General features: G+C 69.1%; 12 protein-coding genes. 8 read left to right on the top strand and 4 right to left on the bottom strand.

Going from position 1 to position 16,534, the window contains the following annotated elements:
* Nucleotides 1–10 precede the first annotated feature (10 nt).
* A complete protein-coding gene (locus BKK80_RS03165; RefSeq protein WP_083383921.1) occupies nucleotides 11–607 on the top strand; it encodes an acyloxyacyl hydrolase in 597 nt (198 codons plus the stop codon).
* Between the two features lie 30 nt (nucleotides 608–637).
* Here the strand turns inward: BKK80_RS03165 and BKK80_RS03170 are convergent, their stop codons facing one another.
* The gene (locus tag BKK80_RS03170) at nucleotides 638–2,092 is read right to left on the bottom strand and encodes an aminotransferase-like domain-containing protein (protein ID WP_071010837.1); all 1,455 of its coding nucleotides are present in this window, start codon (nucleotides 2,090–2,092) and stop codon (nucleotides 638–640) included.
* A gap of 434 nt (nucleotides 2,093–2,526) precedes the next feature.
* Between BKK80_RS03170 and aptA the strand changes: the two genes are divergently transcribed.
* Together aptA and BKK80_RS03180 are read left to right on the top strand one after the other, a co-directional pair.
* Complete coding sequence (gene aptA / locus BKK80_RS03175; protein WP_071010838.1) at nucleotides 2,527–3,858, top strand: omega-aminotransferase AptA; 1,332 nt, start codon at nucleotides 2,527–2,529, stop codon at nucleotides 3,856–3,858.
* A 591-nt stretch (nucleotides 3,859–4,449) separates the two neighbouring features.
* On the top strand, nucleotides 4,450–5,862 hold the full coding sequence (locus tag BKK80_RS03180) for an amino acid permease (RefSeq protein WP_071010839.1): 1,413 nt from the start codon (nucleotides 4,450–4,452) through the stop codon (nucleotides 5,860–5,862).
* 18 nt (nucleotides 5,863–5,880) lie between these two features.
* On the opposite strand, the gene BKK80_RS03185 is transcribed toward BKK80_RS03180, so the two are convergent.
* Nucleotides 5,881–7,284, bottom strand: coding sequence for an aminotransferase-like domain-containing protein (locus BKK80_RS03185; RefSeq protein ID WP_071016015.1), 1,404 nt, complete (start codon nucleotides 7,282–7,284; stop codon nucleotides 5,881–5,883).
* Nucleotides 7,285–7,457: 173 nt separating this feature from the next.
* On the opposite strand from BKK80_RS03185, the gene BKK80_RS03190 reads away from it, so the two are divergent.
* From BKK80_RS03190 to BKK80_RS03205, 4 genes are all read left to right on the top strand, one after another.
* Nucleotides 7,458–7,796 carry a DUF2917 domain-containing protein gene (locus BKK80_RS03190; RefSeq protein ID WP_071010840.1) on the top strand — a complete coding sequence of 113 codons (339 nt, stop codon included), beginning with the start codon at nucleotides 7,458–7,460 and terminating at the stop codon, nucleotides 7,794–7,796.
* Nucleotides 7,797–8,002: 206 nt separating this feature from the next.
* A complete protein-coding gene (gene icmF / locus BKK80_RS03195) occupies nucleotides 8,003–11,266 on the top strand; it encodes a fused isobutyryl-CoA mutase/GTPase IcmF (protein WP_071068588.1) in 3,264 nt (1,087 codons plus the stop codon).
* Nucleotides 11,267–11,410: 144 nt separating this feature from the next.
* The gene (locus BKK80_RS03200) at nucleotides 11,411–11,836 is read left to right on the top strand and encodes an HIT family protein (RefSeq protein ID WP_071010842.1); all 426 of its coding nucleotides are present in this window, start codon (nucleotides 11,411–11,413) and stop codon (nucleotides 11,834–11,836) included.
* 60 nt (nucleotides 11,837–11,896) lie between these two features.
* Nucleotides 11,897–12,787 (top strand): 3-hydroxybutyryl-CoA dehydrogenase, encoded by an 891-nt coding sequence (locus BKK80_RS03205; protein ID WP_335582957.1) that lies wholly within the window; start codon nucleotides 11,897–11,899, stop codon nucleotides 12,785–12,787.
* Nucleotides 12,788–12,907: 120 nt separating this feature from the next.
* Here the strand turns inward: BKK80_RS03205 and eco are convergent, their stop codons facing one another.
* Together eco and BKK80_RS03215 are read right to left on the bottom strand one after the other, a co-directional pair.
* Entirely contained in the window at nucleotides 12,908–13,459 is a 552-nt protein-coding gene (gene eco, locus BKK80_RS03210; RefSeq protein ID WP_071068589.1) for a serine protease inhibitor ecotin, read from the bottom strand.
* Nucleotides 13,460–13,590: 131 nt separating this feature from the next.
* Complete coding sequence (locus tag BKK80_RS03215; RefSeq protein WP_071010845.1) at nucleotides 13,591–14,259, bottom strand: Crp/Fnr family transcriptional regulator; 669 nt, start codon at nucleotides 14,257–14,259, stop codon at nucleotides 13,591–13,593.
* A gap of 250 nt (nucleotides 14,260–14,509) precedes the next feature.
* Between BKK80_RS03215 and BKK80_RS03220 the strand changes: the two genes are divergently transcribed.
* On the top strand, nucleotides 14,510–16,483 hold the full coding sequence (locus tag BKK80_RS03220; protein WP_071037553.1) for an AMP-dependent synthetase/ligase: 1,974 nt from the start codon (nucleotides 14,510–14,512) through the stop codon (nucleotides 16,481–16,483).
* Nucleotides 16,484–16,534: the final 51 nt, after the last annotated feature.

Raw genomic sequence — 16,534 nt, forward strand, 5'->3', positions numbered from 1 at the left:
GGTTTCGATCATGACGCGAAAAGAAGAAGGTCATCCCCCCGTTTCGCAACGTTCCCGCGTGGGCCTGCTGCGTCCGCGCCTCTTCGCCGCGGCGGCCCTGGCCGCCGGCCTTGCCGGCGCCGCCCACGCCGATCCCACCGTGCAGGCGGCATTCGGCCGCGACCCGAGCCACGGCATCAACAAATACGAAGTCGCCCTGAACTGGGATTCCGGCTTCAACTGGGGCAACCCGGACAGCTGGCTGCTGCGCCTGCAGTGGGAAGTCGAGCTGGCCGAGTGGTTTCCCCAGAGCGGCACCAATCGCCACAACGTGACCGAGTTCGGTTTCACGCCGCTGCTGCGGCTGGAAAAGCATGGTTTCGCTGGCTTCGTGCCCTTCCTGGAGGTCGGCGCGGGTGCGCGCCTGCTGAGCAGTACCTATACATCGGACGAGCATCGCTCCGGCACCGCGTTCCAGTTCGGCGACATTTTCGGCCTGGGTGCGATGTTCGGGGCGCGCAACCAGTTCGAGGCCGGCTTCCGCTTCCAGCACGTGTCCAATGCCGGCATCAAGGAGCCGAACCCGGGCACGAACTTCTATACCGGCTACGTCCGCTACCGCTTCTGACGCGGCTCGCCGCGGCGGTGCCGCGGCCGCTCAGGCGGCTCGCGTCGCCGGCTCCGCGGCGCGCATCGCATCGAAGAAGCGCCACAGCCCGGGCGCATCGCTGGTGGCCACATTGAAGCGGATCCATGGCGAGTCGGCCTCGTCGGGCTCGAAGTAGGAGCCCGGCGCCAGCCATACCCCGTGTTCCAGCGCCAGCCTGGCGAGGCGGTTGCCCGACAGCGCCGGCGCGGCGCGCGGGCCGTCCTGGGGCCGCAGCCTGGCCCAGGCGAACATGCCCCCCTCCGGCCGCAGCAGCAGTTCCAGCCCATGCCGTTCCATGGTTTCCGCGATGCGGTCCTGCTGGGCCCGCAGCCGTTCGGCCAGCGCGGCGACGTGGCGTCCGTAGTGGCCGCTGGTCAGCACCGAGTAGACGAGCCGCTCGGTCACTTCCGACGAGGTCAGCCCGACGGCCATCTTGGTGCGGGCCAGCGCCTTGGCCAGCTCCGGGCTGGCCGCCAGGTAGCCCACCCGCAGCGAGGGCGCGATGGTCTTGGAGAAGCCGTTGATGTAGATCACGTGCGACAGCCCGTCCATGGCCGCCAGCATGGGCGAGCCGGCCGGCGCCAGTTCGCGGTAGATGTCGTCCTCCACCACCAGCAACCGGTGGCGCTCGGCCAGTTGCAGCACGCGGTGCGCGTTCATGCTGGTCAGCGAGGCACCGGTCGGGTTCTGCAGCACGGTGTTGACGAACAGCATGCGCGGCGCGTGCGCGCGGATGGCATCGTCCAGCGCATCGGTGTCGAGCCCGGCCGCGCCGCGCGGCACGCCGACCACGCGCAGGCCGGCCAGGCGCAGGATCTGCAGCAGGTTGCAGTAGCACGGCGCCTCCACCAGCACGGTGTCGCCCGGGCGCAGCAGCGTGCGCACCACCAGGTCGAGCGCCTGGGTGGCGCCCTGGGTCAGTACCACCTGGCGGGCCTGCACCGGCATGCCGTACTGGCCCAGGCCGGCGGCCACGTGTTCACGCAGGGCGCCGAAACCGAAGGGATGGCCGTAGCCGGACACCTGGGCGGCCGGTACGCGCGATGCTGCGCGCATGGCCTGATGCAGCCCCTCCTCGTTGAGCCAGTCGCCCGGCAGCCAGCCGGCGCCGGCCTTGATCGGCACGGAATGGTCGGCGAAGACATCCGACAGCAGCCAGGCGGCATTCAGTTCCGGGGTCTGCCAGTGCGGTGCCGGCGCCAGTCCCGCCGGCGCGTGCCGGTGCGCCACCGTGTAGCCGGAGCCGGCGCGCGCGCTCAGGTAGCCGAGCGCGGTCAGGCGGGCGTAGGCCTCGGCCACCGTGAAGGTGCTGACGCCGTGCTGCATCGCGAAGCGGCGCACCGAGGGCAGGGCGGCGCCGGCACGCAGCGCGCGGCGCTCGATCAGGGCGGCCACGCCGTTGACGATCTGTTCGGTCAGGGTCTCGCCGCCGCGGCGGCTGCGGTGCAGTTGCAGGGGGATCATGGGACGCTGGTCGCGGTGGATGGCGGCGGATTGGCGGGGGACATCGGTGGCACGAGGGGGCAGCGTGCGGCGGCCCGCGGCGGCTTGTGGCGCAAGCGGCCTGTACAGTCTACGCTGAGGGGGCGGTCGCCGTGAAGCCCCGGCACATGGCCCGGCATGGCCATCGGTGTTGATGCGGCGCAGCGTGCAATCTCCCGGCCCGCGGGCTTTCCGGGCAGTGCCGGGGCGCCGGGGCCGCTGCGGCGCAGGCGGCCGGCGGCGCCATTGGGGCGAGTCGGGCCTGTACGCTTCGTGGTGCCTAAACTGTACGGTAAGGTGGAGATTTGCCAACCGTATATTCTGCCGGCCGGCGCCCGTCGGTACAGTGGCCGCATCCGGCATTTTCTGCCCCATTCAACGCGCGCCCGCGCATGCAATCGCTCCGAGGAGGACGTATGGACGCTGCCAAGACCGTGATTCCCGATCTCGACGCCCTGTGGATGCCCTTTACCGCCAACCGCCAGTACAAGGCCGCGCCGCGCCTGCTGGCTTCGGCCAGCGGCATGTACTACAGCACCCACGATGGCCGCAAGGTGCTGGACGCCTGTGCCGGGCTGTGGTGCGTGGCGGCCGGCCACTGCCGCACGGAGATCACCGAGGCGGTGGCCCGCCAGGTGCAGACCCTGGACTATGCGCCGCCCTTCCAGATGGGTCACCCGCTCGCCTTCGAGGCGGCCACCAAGGTGGCCGGCATCATGCCGGCGGGCCTGGACCGCATCTTCTTCACCAACTCGGGTTCGGAGTCGGTCGACACGGCGCTGAAGATCGCGCTCGCCTACCACCGCGCGCGCGGCGAAGGCCAGCGCACGCGCATCATCGGCCGCGAGCGCGGCTACCACGGCGTGGGCTTCGGCGGCATGGCGGTGGGCGGCATCGGTCCCAACCGCAAGATGTTCTCGGCCAACCTGATGCCCGGCACCGACCACCTGCCGGCCACCCTCAACATCGCCGAGGCGGGCTTCTCCAAGGGGCAGCCGCAGTGGGGCGCCCACCTGGCCGATGACCTCGAGCGCATCCTGGCGCTGCACGACCCGTCCAACGTCGCCGCGGTGATCGTCGAGCCGCTGGCCGGCTCGGCCGGCGTGCTGGTGCCGCCGGTGGGCTACCTGGAGCGCCTGCGCGAGATCACCAGCAAGCACGGCATCCTGCTGATCTTCGACGAGGTCATCACCGCCTTCGGGCGCCTGGGCGCGGCTACCGCGGCCGAGCGCTTCCAGGTGACCCCGGACCTGATCACCATGGCCAAGGCCATCAACAATGCCGCGGTGCCGATGGGCGCGGTGGCGGTCAAGCGCGAGGTGCATGACGCCGTCGTCAACGCCGCCGCCGCCGGTGCCATCGAACTGCCGCACGGCTATACCTACTCGGCCCATCCGCTGGCCTGCGCGGCCGCCATCGCGGCGCTGGACATCTATGCGCGCGAAAACCTGTTCGGCCGCGCGGCCGCGCTGGCGCCGGCCTTCGAGGCGGCAGTGCATGGCGTGCGCGGTGCGCCGCACGTGAAGGACATCCGCAACCTGGGCATGGTCGCCGGCATCGAGCTGGAACCGCGCGCCGGCCAGCCCGGCGCACGCGGTTACGAGGCCTTCCTCAAGTGCCTGGAGCGCGGCGTGCTGGTGCGCTATACCGGAGACATCCTCGCCTTCTCGCCGCCGCTGATCATCGACGAGGCCCAGATCGGCGAGATCTTCGACACGGTGCGCAAGGTCCTGCAAGAGTTGGCGTAACGGCAGCGCGGCCTCCGCGCCGTGGCGCGCGCCGCCGCTGGGGCCGCGCCGCCGACCGATGTGCCTGACACCGCCACGGCGAGTCCGCCGCGCCGTGGCGATCGTCCCTGCAGCGGGGCGCTTCCTCCTGCCGCCCTCCGCCAGCGCGGCACCGTTTGTCTCCCTTTGTTCCTCCTTCGCGCCCCCTTCCCGCCACCCTTCCTCCTGCCGCCGCGATGCCGCACGGCTGCGATCGGTTGCCATTCCCCGCTTACCCCGCCAATGTGATGCCCGCGCGTCCCGCGCAGGAGTAAACTAGCGCGTTTTTGCCGCCGGCCCGGTTTCCAGGCCGGTGGCGCCGCCGCATCACGTAGCGCATCCGCCGCGATCCGGCCGGGCGCGCCGCGCGCATGCGGCACCAGCCGCCCGGGCCGCTGCGCCGGCCAGGGCGATTTCATTAGATAACCGGGGCCGGCATGCCAACAGCGTGCCGGCGCGACGGACGGTCGACCAGGCTGCCGCGGACCCGGATGCCAATGCGCCCGCCGGACGTGCCGCCTTCACCGGGGCCGTCCAATGCGAACGCGGCGGCGGATGCAGGAGACCCTTTTCATGAGTTTGTTTCGTACCAAGGATATCGACGCCATGCTGGCCGAAAGCCGCGTGGGTGGACTGAAGAAAGTACTGGGTCCGCTGGACCTGGTGCTGATGGGCATCGGCGCCATCGTCGGCACCGGCATCTTCGTGCTGACCGGTACCGGCGCCCTGACCGCCGGCCCGGCGCTGACGGTGTCCTTCGTCATCGCCGCCATGGCCTGCGGCTTCGCCGCGCTGTGCTACGCCGAGTTCGCCTCGGCGATTCCCGTGTCCGGCTCGATCTACACCTATAGCTATGCCACCCTGGGCGAAATCATTGCCTGGATGATCGGCTGGGACCTGCTGCTCGAGTACGGGCTGGCCACCTCGGCGGTATCGGTGGGCTGGTCGGGCTACTTCCAGTCGCTCGCATCCGGCTTCGGCCTGCACCTGCCGGCGGCGCTCACCGCGGCCCCGGGCGCGGTGCCCGGCGTGCACACGGTGTTCAACCTGCCGGCCTTCCTCATCATGCTGGCCATCACCTGGGTGGTGTCCTACGGCGTGCGCGAGTCGGCTCGCATCAACAACCTGATGGTGGCCATCAAGATCGGCGTGGTGCTGCTGTTCATCGCCGTAGGCGTGTGGCACGTCAAGCCGGCCAACTGGCATCCGTTCGCGCCGTTCGGCTTCACTGGCATCTTCAATGCGGCGGCGCTGGTGTTCTTCGCCTTCATCGGCTTCGACGCCGTGACCTCGGCCGCCGAGGAAGTGCGCAACCCGCGCCGCGACCTGCCGATCGGCATCGTCGGCTCGCTCGCGGTCTGCACCGTGCTGTACGTGGTGGTGGCCGCCATCATGACCGGCATCGTGCCCTATGCCCGCTTCGCCGGCATCGACCACCCGGTCTCGCTGGCCTTGCAGGTCGCCGGCGAGAACTGGGTGGCGGGCTTCGTCGACCTCGGCGCCATCGTCGGCATGACCACGGTGATCCTGGTGATGACCTATGGCCAGACCCGCATCATCTTCGCCATGTCGCGCGACGGACTGCTGCCGGCCAGGCTGTCGTCGGTGCATCCGGTCCACGCCACGCCCTTTTTCGCCACCTGGACCGTGGGCATCGTCTTCGCGCTGATCGCGGCCTTCGTGCCGCTGGCGGTGCTGGCCGAGCTGATCAATATCGGCACGCTGTCGGCCTTCTCGCTGATCTCGATCGCGGTGCTGGTGCTGCGGCGCACGCGCCCGGACCTGCCGCGCGCCTTCCGCTGCCCCGGCGTGCCGGTGGTGCCGCTGCTGTCGGTCGCTTTCTGCGTGTTCCTGATGGCGCACCTCGAGCCGCTGACCTGGGTGGCTTTCCTGGTCTGGCTGGCGCTCGGCCTGGCCATCTACTTCCTCTACGCGCGCCGTAACGCCGTCCTGCACGGCAAGGCGCCGGCGCGCTCCGCCGGCTGACGGGCCCGCCCCGCCGCGTCAGCCGCGGGACCCGGCCTCGCGCAGGAAGGCCTGGGCCCGCGGCTCCTCCACATAGGCCGCGTTGATGCGCACCCAGGGCGTGGTCTCGCCGCCCGGGCGGAAGAAGTTGCCCGGCGCCAGCGCGATATCGTAGCGTTCGCCCAGGCGGGTCAGCTCGCGCGAGTCCGCCATGCCAGGCGGTCGCGCCCACAGGAAGTTGCCGCCCGCCGGTTCGCAGAACACCTCCCAGCCGCAGCCGTGCAGCCGCTGTACCGCGCCCGCCAGGGTCTGGCGCACGCGCAGGCGCAGGCGTTCGACATACTTGCGGTAGGCGCCGCGCTCCAGCAGTGCCGCCGTCACCGCCTCGGCGAACTGCGAGCCCGCCACGCTGGTCAGCACCTTGACGTCCACCAGGTCCTTGACCAGGCGCTTGTCCGCCACCACGTAGCCCACCCGCAGCGAAGCTGACACGGTCTTGGAGAAGCCGCCCACGTAGATCACGTGCTCGAGCTGGTCGAGCGTGGCCAGGCGGTCGGTGAAATGGGTCTGGAAGTCCGAGAAGATGTCGTCCTCGACGAAGCGGAAGCCATGGCGCCGCGCCAGTTCCAGCAACCGGAACGCGACCGGCGGCGCCAGCGTGGAGCCGGTCGGGTTCTGCAGCACGCTGTTGGTGAAGAACAGCTTGGGCCGGTGCTCGCGCAGCAGTGCCTCGGCGGCATCCGGGTCGGGGCCGTCCGGCGTCTGCGGCACGCCGACCAGCCGCACGCCGTGCAGCCGCAGCAGGCCGAACAGGTTGTAGTAGCCGGGGTCCTCGACGAAGACGGTGTCGCCAGGCTTGAGCAGGTGGCGCACGATCAGGTCCAGCGCCTGGCTGGCGCCGGTGGTGATCAGCACCTGCGGCAGTTCTGCGCCGATGCCGAGCTGGCGTACCCGCGTCAGGACCTGCTGGCGCAGTTCGGCATGGCCGAGCGGGGTGGCGTAGTGGATCACGCTGTCGATGTCGGTGCGCGACACCTGGCGGATCGCCTGGGTCAGTCCTTCCACGTCGCGCCAGCTCTCGGGGACGAAGCCGCCGGCCAGCTTGAGCGTGCCGCTGGGGTGGTGGAACTGCTCGATGATGTGATCGGAGAGATCCTCGGCCAGGCTGGGATCCGACCAGCCGCGCCCGGCGCGCCGCGTCAGCGGGCTGTCGGCGACGAAGAAGCCGGAGCCCTGGCGCGAGTCGAGCAGGCCCTGCGAGACCAGGCGATCGTAGGCCTCGATCACCGGGAAGCGGCTGATGCCGTGTTCGGACGCCATCTGCCGGATCGAAGGCAGGCGCGTGCCGGGGCGGGCGTCGTGCGAGCCGAGCCAGTTCTTGACGGCGAGGATGATCTGCTCGGTCAGCGGCACGCCGCCGGCGGGGTCGAGGCTCAGTTTCAGCATGGAGGGCGGTGCGCAAGGCCCCGGCAGCGGCCGGCGGCGGAAAGTGTCAGCAGAAACCACTGAACAGTTCATGGAAAACTGTTCGCAACTGTGCATGGGATTGTAGTGCGCCGTATGAATAATGGAAGGCCGGTGAATCAGCAGGCAAGGCGAACGGCAAGGAGGCGATCATGCGCGAACTACGGACCTACGAACTCGACGGAGCGGGGATACCCGTGAGCTGGCGCGTGCGCCACGGCGAGCGCGTCACCGCGCTGGCCGGCCGCCTCTGGCTGACCCTGGAGGGGGGCAGCGCCGACATCTGGCTGCGCCCTGGCGAAAGCTTCGACCCGCCCGAGGGCGACCGCGTGTGGCTGTCGGCCGAGCGCGGCGGCGCCCGCTTCGAGCTGGCCTATACGCCGGCCGCGCTGTCGTGGCGCCGCCTGCTGTTCGCGGCGCTGCTGCTCGCGCGCCGGCTGCGCGCGCCGCGCACGGCCGCTTTCGGCGACTGCCCGCAAAGCGGGCGCTGAAGGGCGAAACGAGGCGCGAACGGAAGCGAGGCGCGAACGGCAGCGCGTACCGGCCCGCTCCCGGCCCCCTGTGACGCTGGCGCCAGCGTCATATAATCGACCGCACAGTCCCACCACGACGAGCCCCGAGCCGCCGCAGAGCGGCGCATCCCGCGCGGATGCGCCCGCCGTGCGCGCGGACCGGCACACCGCACAGGGGTGGAGACATGACCGATCTTTCCAACGCCCGCCCGGCGGGCCGTGGATCACAGGCATCCGGCGCGCCCGCCGCGCCCGCCAACAAGGTCCGCTTCGTCACCGCGGCCGCCCTGTTCGACGGCCACGACGCCTCGATCAACATCATGCGGCGCATCCTGCAGGCGCATGGTTGCGAGGTCATCCACCTCGGCCACAACCGTGCCGTCGACGAGGTGGTCGCCGCCGCCCTGCAGGAAGATGTGCAGGGCATCGCCATCTCCAGCTACCAGGGCGGCCACGTCGAGTACTTCCGCTACATGATCGACCTGCTGCGCCAGCATGGCGGTGAGCACATCCAGGTGTTCGGCGGCGGCGGCGGCGTCATCGTGCCGGAGGAGATCCGCGCGCTGCAGTCCTATGGCGTGGCCCGCATCTACAGTCCCGAAGATGGCCAGCGCATGGGGCTGGACGGCATGATCGCCGACATGGTGCAGCGCTGCGACATCGACCTGGCGCGCTACGCGCCGGCCACGCTGGACGGTGTGCGCGGCGGCGACCGGCGCGCGCTGGCGCAGCTCATCACCGCGCTCGAGAACGGTGCCGCCGATGCCGCCTTGGTGCAGTCCCTGCGCGCGCAGGCGGCCACCGTGGCCACGCCCGTGCTCGGCATCACCGGTACCGGCGGTGCCGGCAAGTCCTCGCTGACCGACGAGCTGGTGCGCCGCATCCGCCTGGACCAGCGCGACGCGCTGTCGATCGCGCTGATCTCGATCGATCCGTCGCGCCGCAAGTCGGGCGGCGCCCTGCTGGGCGACCGCATCCGCATGAACGCGATCCACCATCCGCGCATCTTCATGCGCTCGCTGGCCACGCGCGCCGCCGGCGGCGAGATCTCGCCGGCCCTGCCGGAGGTGATCGCGGCCTGCAAGGTGGCCGGCTTCGACCTGATCCTGGTCGAGACTTCCGGCATCGGCCAGGGCGATGCGGCCATCGTGCCGCATGCCGACCTGACGCTCTATGTGATGACGCCCGAGTTCGGCGCCGCCAGCCAGCTCGAAAAGATCGACATGCTGGACTTCGCCGATTTCGTCGCCATCAACAAGTTCGACCGCAAGGGCGCGCAGGACGCCTGGCGCGACGTCGCCAAGCAGGTTCAGCGCAACCGCGCGCAGTGGCATGCCAGGCCGGAAGAGATGCCGGTCTACGGCACGCAGGCCTCGCGTTTCAACGACGATGGCGTGACCATGCTCTACCAGGGCCTGCGTGAGGCGCTGGCCGCGCGCGGCGTGCGCTTTGCGCCCGGTGCGCTGCCGCAGGTGGCAGGCCGCATCTCCAGCGGGCGCAATGTGATCGTGCCGCCGGCGCGCAGCCGCTACCTGGCCGAACTGGCCGACACCGTGCGCGCCTACCATCGCCGCGTGGCCGCGCAGAGCGTGCTGGCGCGCGAGCGCCAGCAGCTGCGCGAGGCGCGCCGCATGCTGGGTGAGGGCGGTGAGGGCGGTGAGGGCGGTGAGGGCGGCGTGGCTGGCGACGCCGAGCGTGCGCTGCTGGCGCAGTGGCCGGCGCTGCGGCAGGCCTATGCCGGTGACGAATACGTGGTGCGTATCCGCGGGCGCGAGATCCGTACCGGCCTGGTGAGCACCACACTGTCGGGCACCAAGGTGCGCAAGGTGGTGCTGCCGCGCTTCGAGGACGAGGGCGAGGTGCTGCGCTGGCTGATGCGCGAGAACGTGCCCGGCAGCTTCCCCTATACCGCCGGCGTGTTCGCCTTCAAGCGCGAGAACGAGGATCCCACCCGCATGTTCGCCGGCGAGGGCGATGCCTTCCGTACCAACCGCCGCTTCAAGCTGGTGTCCGCGGGCATGGAGGCCAAGCGCCTGTCGACCGCCTTCGACTCGGTCACCCTGTATGGCGAGGATCCCGGACTGCGGCCGGACATCTACGGCAAGATCGGCAATTCCGGCGTGTCCATCGCCACGCTCGACGACATGCGGGCGCTGTACGACGGCTTCGACCTGTGCAGCCCGTCGACCTCGGTGTCGATGACCATCAACGGCCCGGCACCGAGCCTGCTGGCGATGTTCATGAATACCGCCATCGAGCAGCAGCTCGACAAGTTCCGCGCCGACAACGGCCGCGTGCCGGCCGCCGAGGAAGCGGCCAAGATCCGCGACTGGGTGCTGCAGAACGTGCGCGGCACGGTGCAGGCCGACATCCTCAAGGAAGACCAGGGCCAGAACACCTGCATCTTCTCCACCGAGTTCTCGCTCAAGGTCATGGGCGACATCCAGGAGTACTTCGTGCACCACCAGGTGCGCAATTTCTACTCGGTGTCGATCTCCGGCTACCACATCGCCGAAGCCGGCGCGAACCCGATCTCCCAGCTCGCCTTCACGCTCGCCAACGGCTTCACCTATGTCGAGGCCTACCTGGCGCGCGGCATGCAGGTCGACGACTTCGCGCCCAACCTGTCCTTCTTCTTCTCCAACGGCATGGATCCCGAGTACAGCGTGCTCGGCCGCGTGGCGCGGCGCATCTGGGCGGTGACGATGCGCGACAAGTACGGCGCCAACGAGCGCAGCCAGAAGCTCAAGTACCACATCCAGACCTCGGGCCGCTCGCTGCACGCGCAGGAAGTCGATTTCAACGACATCCGCACCACGCTGCAGGCGCTGATCGCCATCTACGACCACTGCAACTCGCTGCACACCAATGCCTTCGACGAAGCCATCACCACGCCCACGGCGGAGTCGGTGCGGCGCGCGCTGGCCATCCAGCTCATCATCAACCGCGAATGGGGCGTGGCGAAGTGCGAGAATCCCAACCAAGGCAGCTTCCTCATCGAGGAGCTGACCGACCTGGTCGAGGAAGCCGTGCTGCAGGAATTCGAGCGCATCGCCGAGCGCGGCGGCGTGCTGGGCGCGATGGAGACCGGCTACCAGCGCGGCAAGATCCAGGAAGAGTCGCTCTACTACGAGCAGAAGAAGCACGATGGCACGCTGCCCCTGATCGGCGTCAACACATTCCGCAATCCGGAAGGTGATCCCATCCCGCAAAAACTGGAGCTGGCGCGCTCCAGCGAAGACGAGAAGCAGAGCCAGCTGGCGCGCCTGGCGGCCTTCCATGCCGCCCATGCCGAAGCGGCGCCGGCCATGCTGGAACGGCTGCGCGAGGCCGTGGTGGCCGACCGCAATGTCTTTACCGTCCTGATGGACGCGGTACGTGTGTGCTCGCTCGGGCAGATCACCCATGCCCTGTTCGAGGTGGGCGGACAGTACCGCCGCAATATGTAGCTTGCGCCGCCGCGCCCGTGCTGCACTGCGTTAAACTCAGAGTTTGCGCGTGGCGCCGGCACGGGTCTCCTGCCTGCTTGCCTGCCTGTCCGCGCGCCGGCCCGCCAGCGGGCGCATCGAGAACCCAACGCATCCAGGAGTGCCGTGTACGATCCGAACAATGTCTTCGCCAAAATCCTGCGCGGAGAACTGCCCTGCTTCAAGGTGTACGAGGACGACCAGACGTTCGCCTTCATGGACATCATGCCGCAGGCCGACGGTCACCTGCTGGTGCTGCCAAAGGAAGCCGCCGCCGAGATCTTCGAGCTGTCCGAGCCGGCGGCGCAGGCCGCCATGCGCACCACCCAGCGCCTGGCGCGCGCGGTGCGTGCCGCCTTCCAGCCGGACGGCCTGTTCATCGGCCAGTTCAACGGTCCAGCCGCCGGCCAGACCGTGCCGCACGTACATTTCCACGTGATCCCGCGCGCCGAGGGCCAGCCGCTGCGCCGCCACGCCAATGAAAAGCAGGACCCGGCCGTGCTCAAGGCGCACGCCGAGCGCGTCATCGCGGCACTGGCCGAACTGGCCTGACATAGCGCCCGCGCGCGCCGCGCCATCGGCGCGATCGCATCGCAAGCAGAATCCAGCAGAATCCAGCAGGACCAACCAGAAGAGAAGGAAGACAACATGGGTATCAGGACAGTAGGCATCGTCGGCGCGGGCACCATGGGCAACGGCATCGCCCAGGCATGCGCGGTGGCGGGCCTCGACGTGGTGATGGTCGACATCAGCGAAGCCGCGGTGCAGAAGGGTGTGGCCACCGTGGCCGGCAGCCTCGACCGTCTGATCAAGAAGGACAAGATCAGCGAGGCCGACAAGGCCGCCGCGCTGGCGCGCATCAAGGGCTCGACCGCTTATGACGACCTGAAGGCCACCGACATCGTGATCGAGGCCGCCACCGAGAACTACGAGCTCAAGCTCAAGATCCTCAAGCAGATCGATGCGCTGGTCGGCCCGGAGGTGATCATCGCTTCCAACACCTCGTCGATCTCGATCACCAAGCTGGCCGCCGCCACCAGCCGCGCCGACCGCTTCATCGGCATGCACTTCTTCAACCCGGTGCCGGTGATGGCCCTGGTCGAGCTGATCCGCGGCCTGGCGACCAGCGACGAGACCCACGCCAAGGTGGAGGCGCTGGCCAAGGAACTGGGCAAGTATCCGATCACCGTGAAGAACAGCCCGGGCTTCGTCGTCAACCGCATCCTGTGCCCGATGATCAACGAGGCCTTCTGCGTGCTGGGCGAAGGCCTGGCCTCGCCGGAGGAGATCGACGAAGGCATGAAGCTGGGCTGCAACCACCCGATCGGGCCCCTGGCACTGGCCGACATGATCGGCCTGGACACCATGCTGGCCGTGATGGAAGTGCTGTACACCGAGTTCGCCGATCCGAAGTACCGTCCCGCCATGCTGATGCGCGAGATGGTGGCGGCCGGCTACCTGGGCCGCAAGACCGGCCGCGGTGTCTACGTCTACAGCAAGTAAGCCTCAGCGCGGGCCATGGGCCCGCCGCACCATGCAGAACGGCCGCGGGAGCGATCCCGCGGCCGTTTGTCTTTCGGATGGACTGCTGTCGTGCGCGGCGCGCCCGCGGCCACGCGATTGCTATTGCGCCGCGGCCCAGGCCACTTCGTTCGACGCGTGCCACAGGCGGTAGCGCACCTCGAAGCCGTCCGGCACATAGACCACCAGCGGCAGGCGGCTGTTGTAGCGCAGCAGCTGGGTGTCGCCGCGCACCTGTACGAAGGCGTCGCGGTCTTCCTGGCCGGGGCAGGCACGCATGGTGGCCGCCGGCCCCTTGGCCTCGTCCAGCCGGTAGTAGGTGTAGCCCCAGCCCTGCACGGTTTCCTCGCGCAGGCTGCCGCCGAACCAGTGCTGGTTGCAGTCCACGCGCAGCGTCTTGCCGATCATCAGCTCGACGCGCAGGTCCGCCTCGGACGGGTCGGCCGGCAGAGCGATCACGAAGCGCTTCTGCCCTGCCTGCGCGGCCGGGAACATCTTGATGCTGTCGGCCGTCACCTGATGCGCGGGCGCCGGCGGGGCGGCCGGCTGCGAGGCGGCATCCGCGGCGGCAGCGGCGCCGCTCGCCATGGCCAGCACGGCGCAGGCGGTCCATGCCTGCCAGCGCGGGAGTCGGATAGCGTGGTTCGATTTCATGCCTTGGCTCCATTCATGGTCTATGGGTTCGATGTGGCGGGCGGCTTCCGGTTCCGATGCCGTTGCGATCGTTGACGATTCGGCGCAGGCGCGTCCGCGCCGTCGGTGCCGACGCCCGCGACGCCCGCTATTTATTCGCCGTACTGCCGCAGGCCGTCCAGATCGATGACCTCCACCATGCCGTAATCCACGCGCACCAGGCCCTGCTGTTCCAGCACCTTCAGGGCCTGGTTGGCGCGCTGGCGCGAGATGCCTGCCAGCAGGCCGATCTCCTCCTGCGAAATCTCGATGCGCGTGCCGATGCCCGGATAAAGCTGCTCGTTCAACAGCGAGGACACGGCACGCGCCACGCGCGAGTCGATGTCGAGCAGGCGCTCGTACTCCACCGCGGCAATGAACTGCCCCAGCCGCTCATTGAGCTGGGTCAGCAGGAAACGCGAGAAGGGCAGGCTGGTGTCGAGCAGCCACTGGAAGGTCTCCTGCGGCATGAAGGCGATGCGCGACGCGCGCAGTGCCATCACGTCGTACTTGCGGATCTCCGACTTGAGCACCGCGCCTTCGCCGAACCAGCCGCCGGTGGGCACGCCGGTGAAGGTGACGGACTTGCCCGAGGGCGACACGGTGGTGATCTTGACGATGCCGTCCAGCACGCCGAGCCAGTGCTCGGCGACGTCGCCCTTATGGCAGACGTAGTCGCCCTGGCTGTATTCATTGACGAAGACGGCGCGCCGCACGCGTTCGCGCTGCGCATCGCTGAGTCCGGCTGCCCACACGCAGCGGTCTACGAAATCGTTGAGCATGGCCTGCAAGCACTCCCGTAGGGATTAACCCGGAATTGTCACCGGCGTGACAACCGGTCGAATCGGCATCGACTATCTTACGACCACAACGGAACCGCACAGGCCGCCGCCAGCACAAGGCGCGGCAGGGCAAGCGGGGCGTGATGCGCTGCGGCAACACAGCGCCGCAGCCAAACCGCCCAAGTATAACGATCGGTCAGGGACATGACAGCCGTGGCGGCATCCCGCCCCGGAGGGACAGGAGACAGCGATGCAGGAATCGTCGGCGACGACCTTTCCGCGCCTGCTGCTGGCGCACGCCCAGCAGCGGCCGGCACACCCGGCTTACCGCGAAAAGGACCTCGGCATCTGGCAGACCTTCAGCTGGGAGCAGGCGGCGCAGCAGGTGCGCGCGCTGGCCTGCGGGCTGGCCGCGCTCGGCTTTGCGCGCGGCATGAATCTCGCGGTGGTGGGCGACAACCGCCCGCGCCTGTACTGGGCCATGACCGCCGCGCAGGCGCTCGGCGGCGTGCCGGTGCCGCTCTACCAGGACGCCGTGGCCGCCGAGATGGCCTACGTGCTCGAGGATGCCGAAATCACCTTCGCCGTGGTGGAGGACCAGGAGCAGGTCGACAAGCTGCTGGAGCTCGAGGAACAGCTCGCGCAGAAGGGCGGAACGGTGCGCCACGTGATCTACGAGGACCCGCGCGGCCTGCGTGACTACGACCATCCCTCGCTGCTGTCCTATGAGCGGCTGCTGGAGATCGGCCGCGACTACGACCGCGCCCATCCGGGCTTCTTCGAGGGCGCCGTGCAGGCCGGCTCGCCTGAGGATACGGCGATCATCCTCTATACGTCCGGTACCACCGGCAAGCCCAAGGGCGTCTGCCATGCGCACCGGGGCCTGATCGGCGCGGCGCGCAACGGCTGCGGCTTCGACGGCCTGAGCGCCGCCGACGACGTGCTGTCCTACCTGCCCATGGCCTGGGTCGGCGACAACCTGTTCTCCTACGCGCAGGCCCTGGTGGCCGGCTTCACGGTCAACTGCCCGGAGTCGCGCGAGACGGTGATGACCGACCTGCGCGAGATCGGCCCGACCTACTACTTCGCGCCGCCGCGTATCTACGAGGGGTTGCTGACCCAGGTGATGATCCGCATGGAGGACGCCGGCTGGATCAAGCGCAAGCTCTTCCACTGGGCGATGGGGGTGGCGCGCCGCTGCGGCACCGATATCCTCGACGGACGGCCCGTGCCGCTGGCCGAGCGCGCGCGCTATGCGCTGGGCGAACTGCTGATCTACGGACCGCTGCGCAATGTGCTCGGCATGAGCCGCATCCGCGTCGGCTATACCGCGGGCGAGGCGATCGGTCCCGACCTGTTCCGCTTCTACCGCTCGATCGGCGTCAACCTGAAGCAGTTCTACGGCCAGACCGAGACCTGCGCCTACGTCTGCCTGCAGCCGGACGGCGAGGTCAAGTTCGATTCGGTAGGCCGCGCCGCGCCCGGCATGGAGATCCGCATTGCCGACAACGGCGAGGTGCTGGTGCGCGGCGTGGGGCTGCTCAAGGAGTACTACAAGCGCCCCGAGGCCACGCGCGAGGCCATCAACGACGAGGGCTACTTCCTCACCGGCGATGCGGGCGTGATCGACGCCGACGGCCACCTGAAGATCATCGACCGCGCCAAGGACGTCGGCAAGCTGGCGGACGGCGCCATGTTCGCGCCCAAGTACATCGAGAACAAGCTGAAGTTCTTCCCCTACATCAAGGAAGCGGTGGCCTTCGGCGGCGGGCGCGACCGCGTCTGCGCCTTCCTCAACATCGACTTCGAAGCGGTCGGCAACTGGGCCGAGCGCCGCCACCTGCCGTATGCCGGCTACATCGACCTGGCGGGCCAGCCGGAGGTGATCGCCATGCTCGCCGAGTGCGTGGCGCAGGTGAACGCAGACCTGGCCGGCGATCCCATGCTGGCCGGCTCGCAGATCGCGCGCTTCCTGGTCCTGCACAAGGAACTGGATCCGGACGATGACGAGCTGACGCGCACGCGCAAGGTACGGCGCGGCTTCATCGCCGAGAAATACGCGGTGCTGATCGAGGCGCTGTACGCAGGGCACGGCGAGCAGTTCATCGAGACGCGCGTCAAGTTCGAGGACGGGCGCGAGGGCAGCGTGTCGGCCACGCTGAAGCTGGTGGATGTGCAGCGCTTCCCGGCCGGTGCCGGGCGGGCGGCGGCACGGGCGGCATGAACGCCATGAATGGCATCAATCGCATCAATGGCATGGACGGCACGAGCGGGA

This window comes from Cupriavidus malaysiensis (genome assembly GCF_001854325.1).
Lineage (GTDB): Bacteria > Pseudomonadota > Gammaproteobacteria > Burkholderiales > Burkholderiaceae > Cupriavidus > Cupriavidus malaysiensis.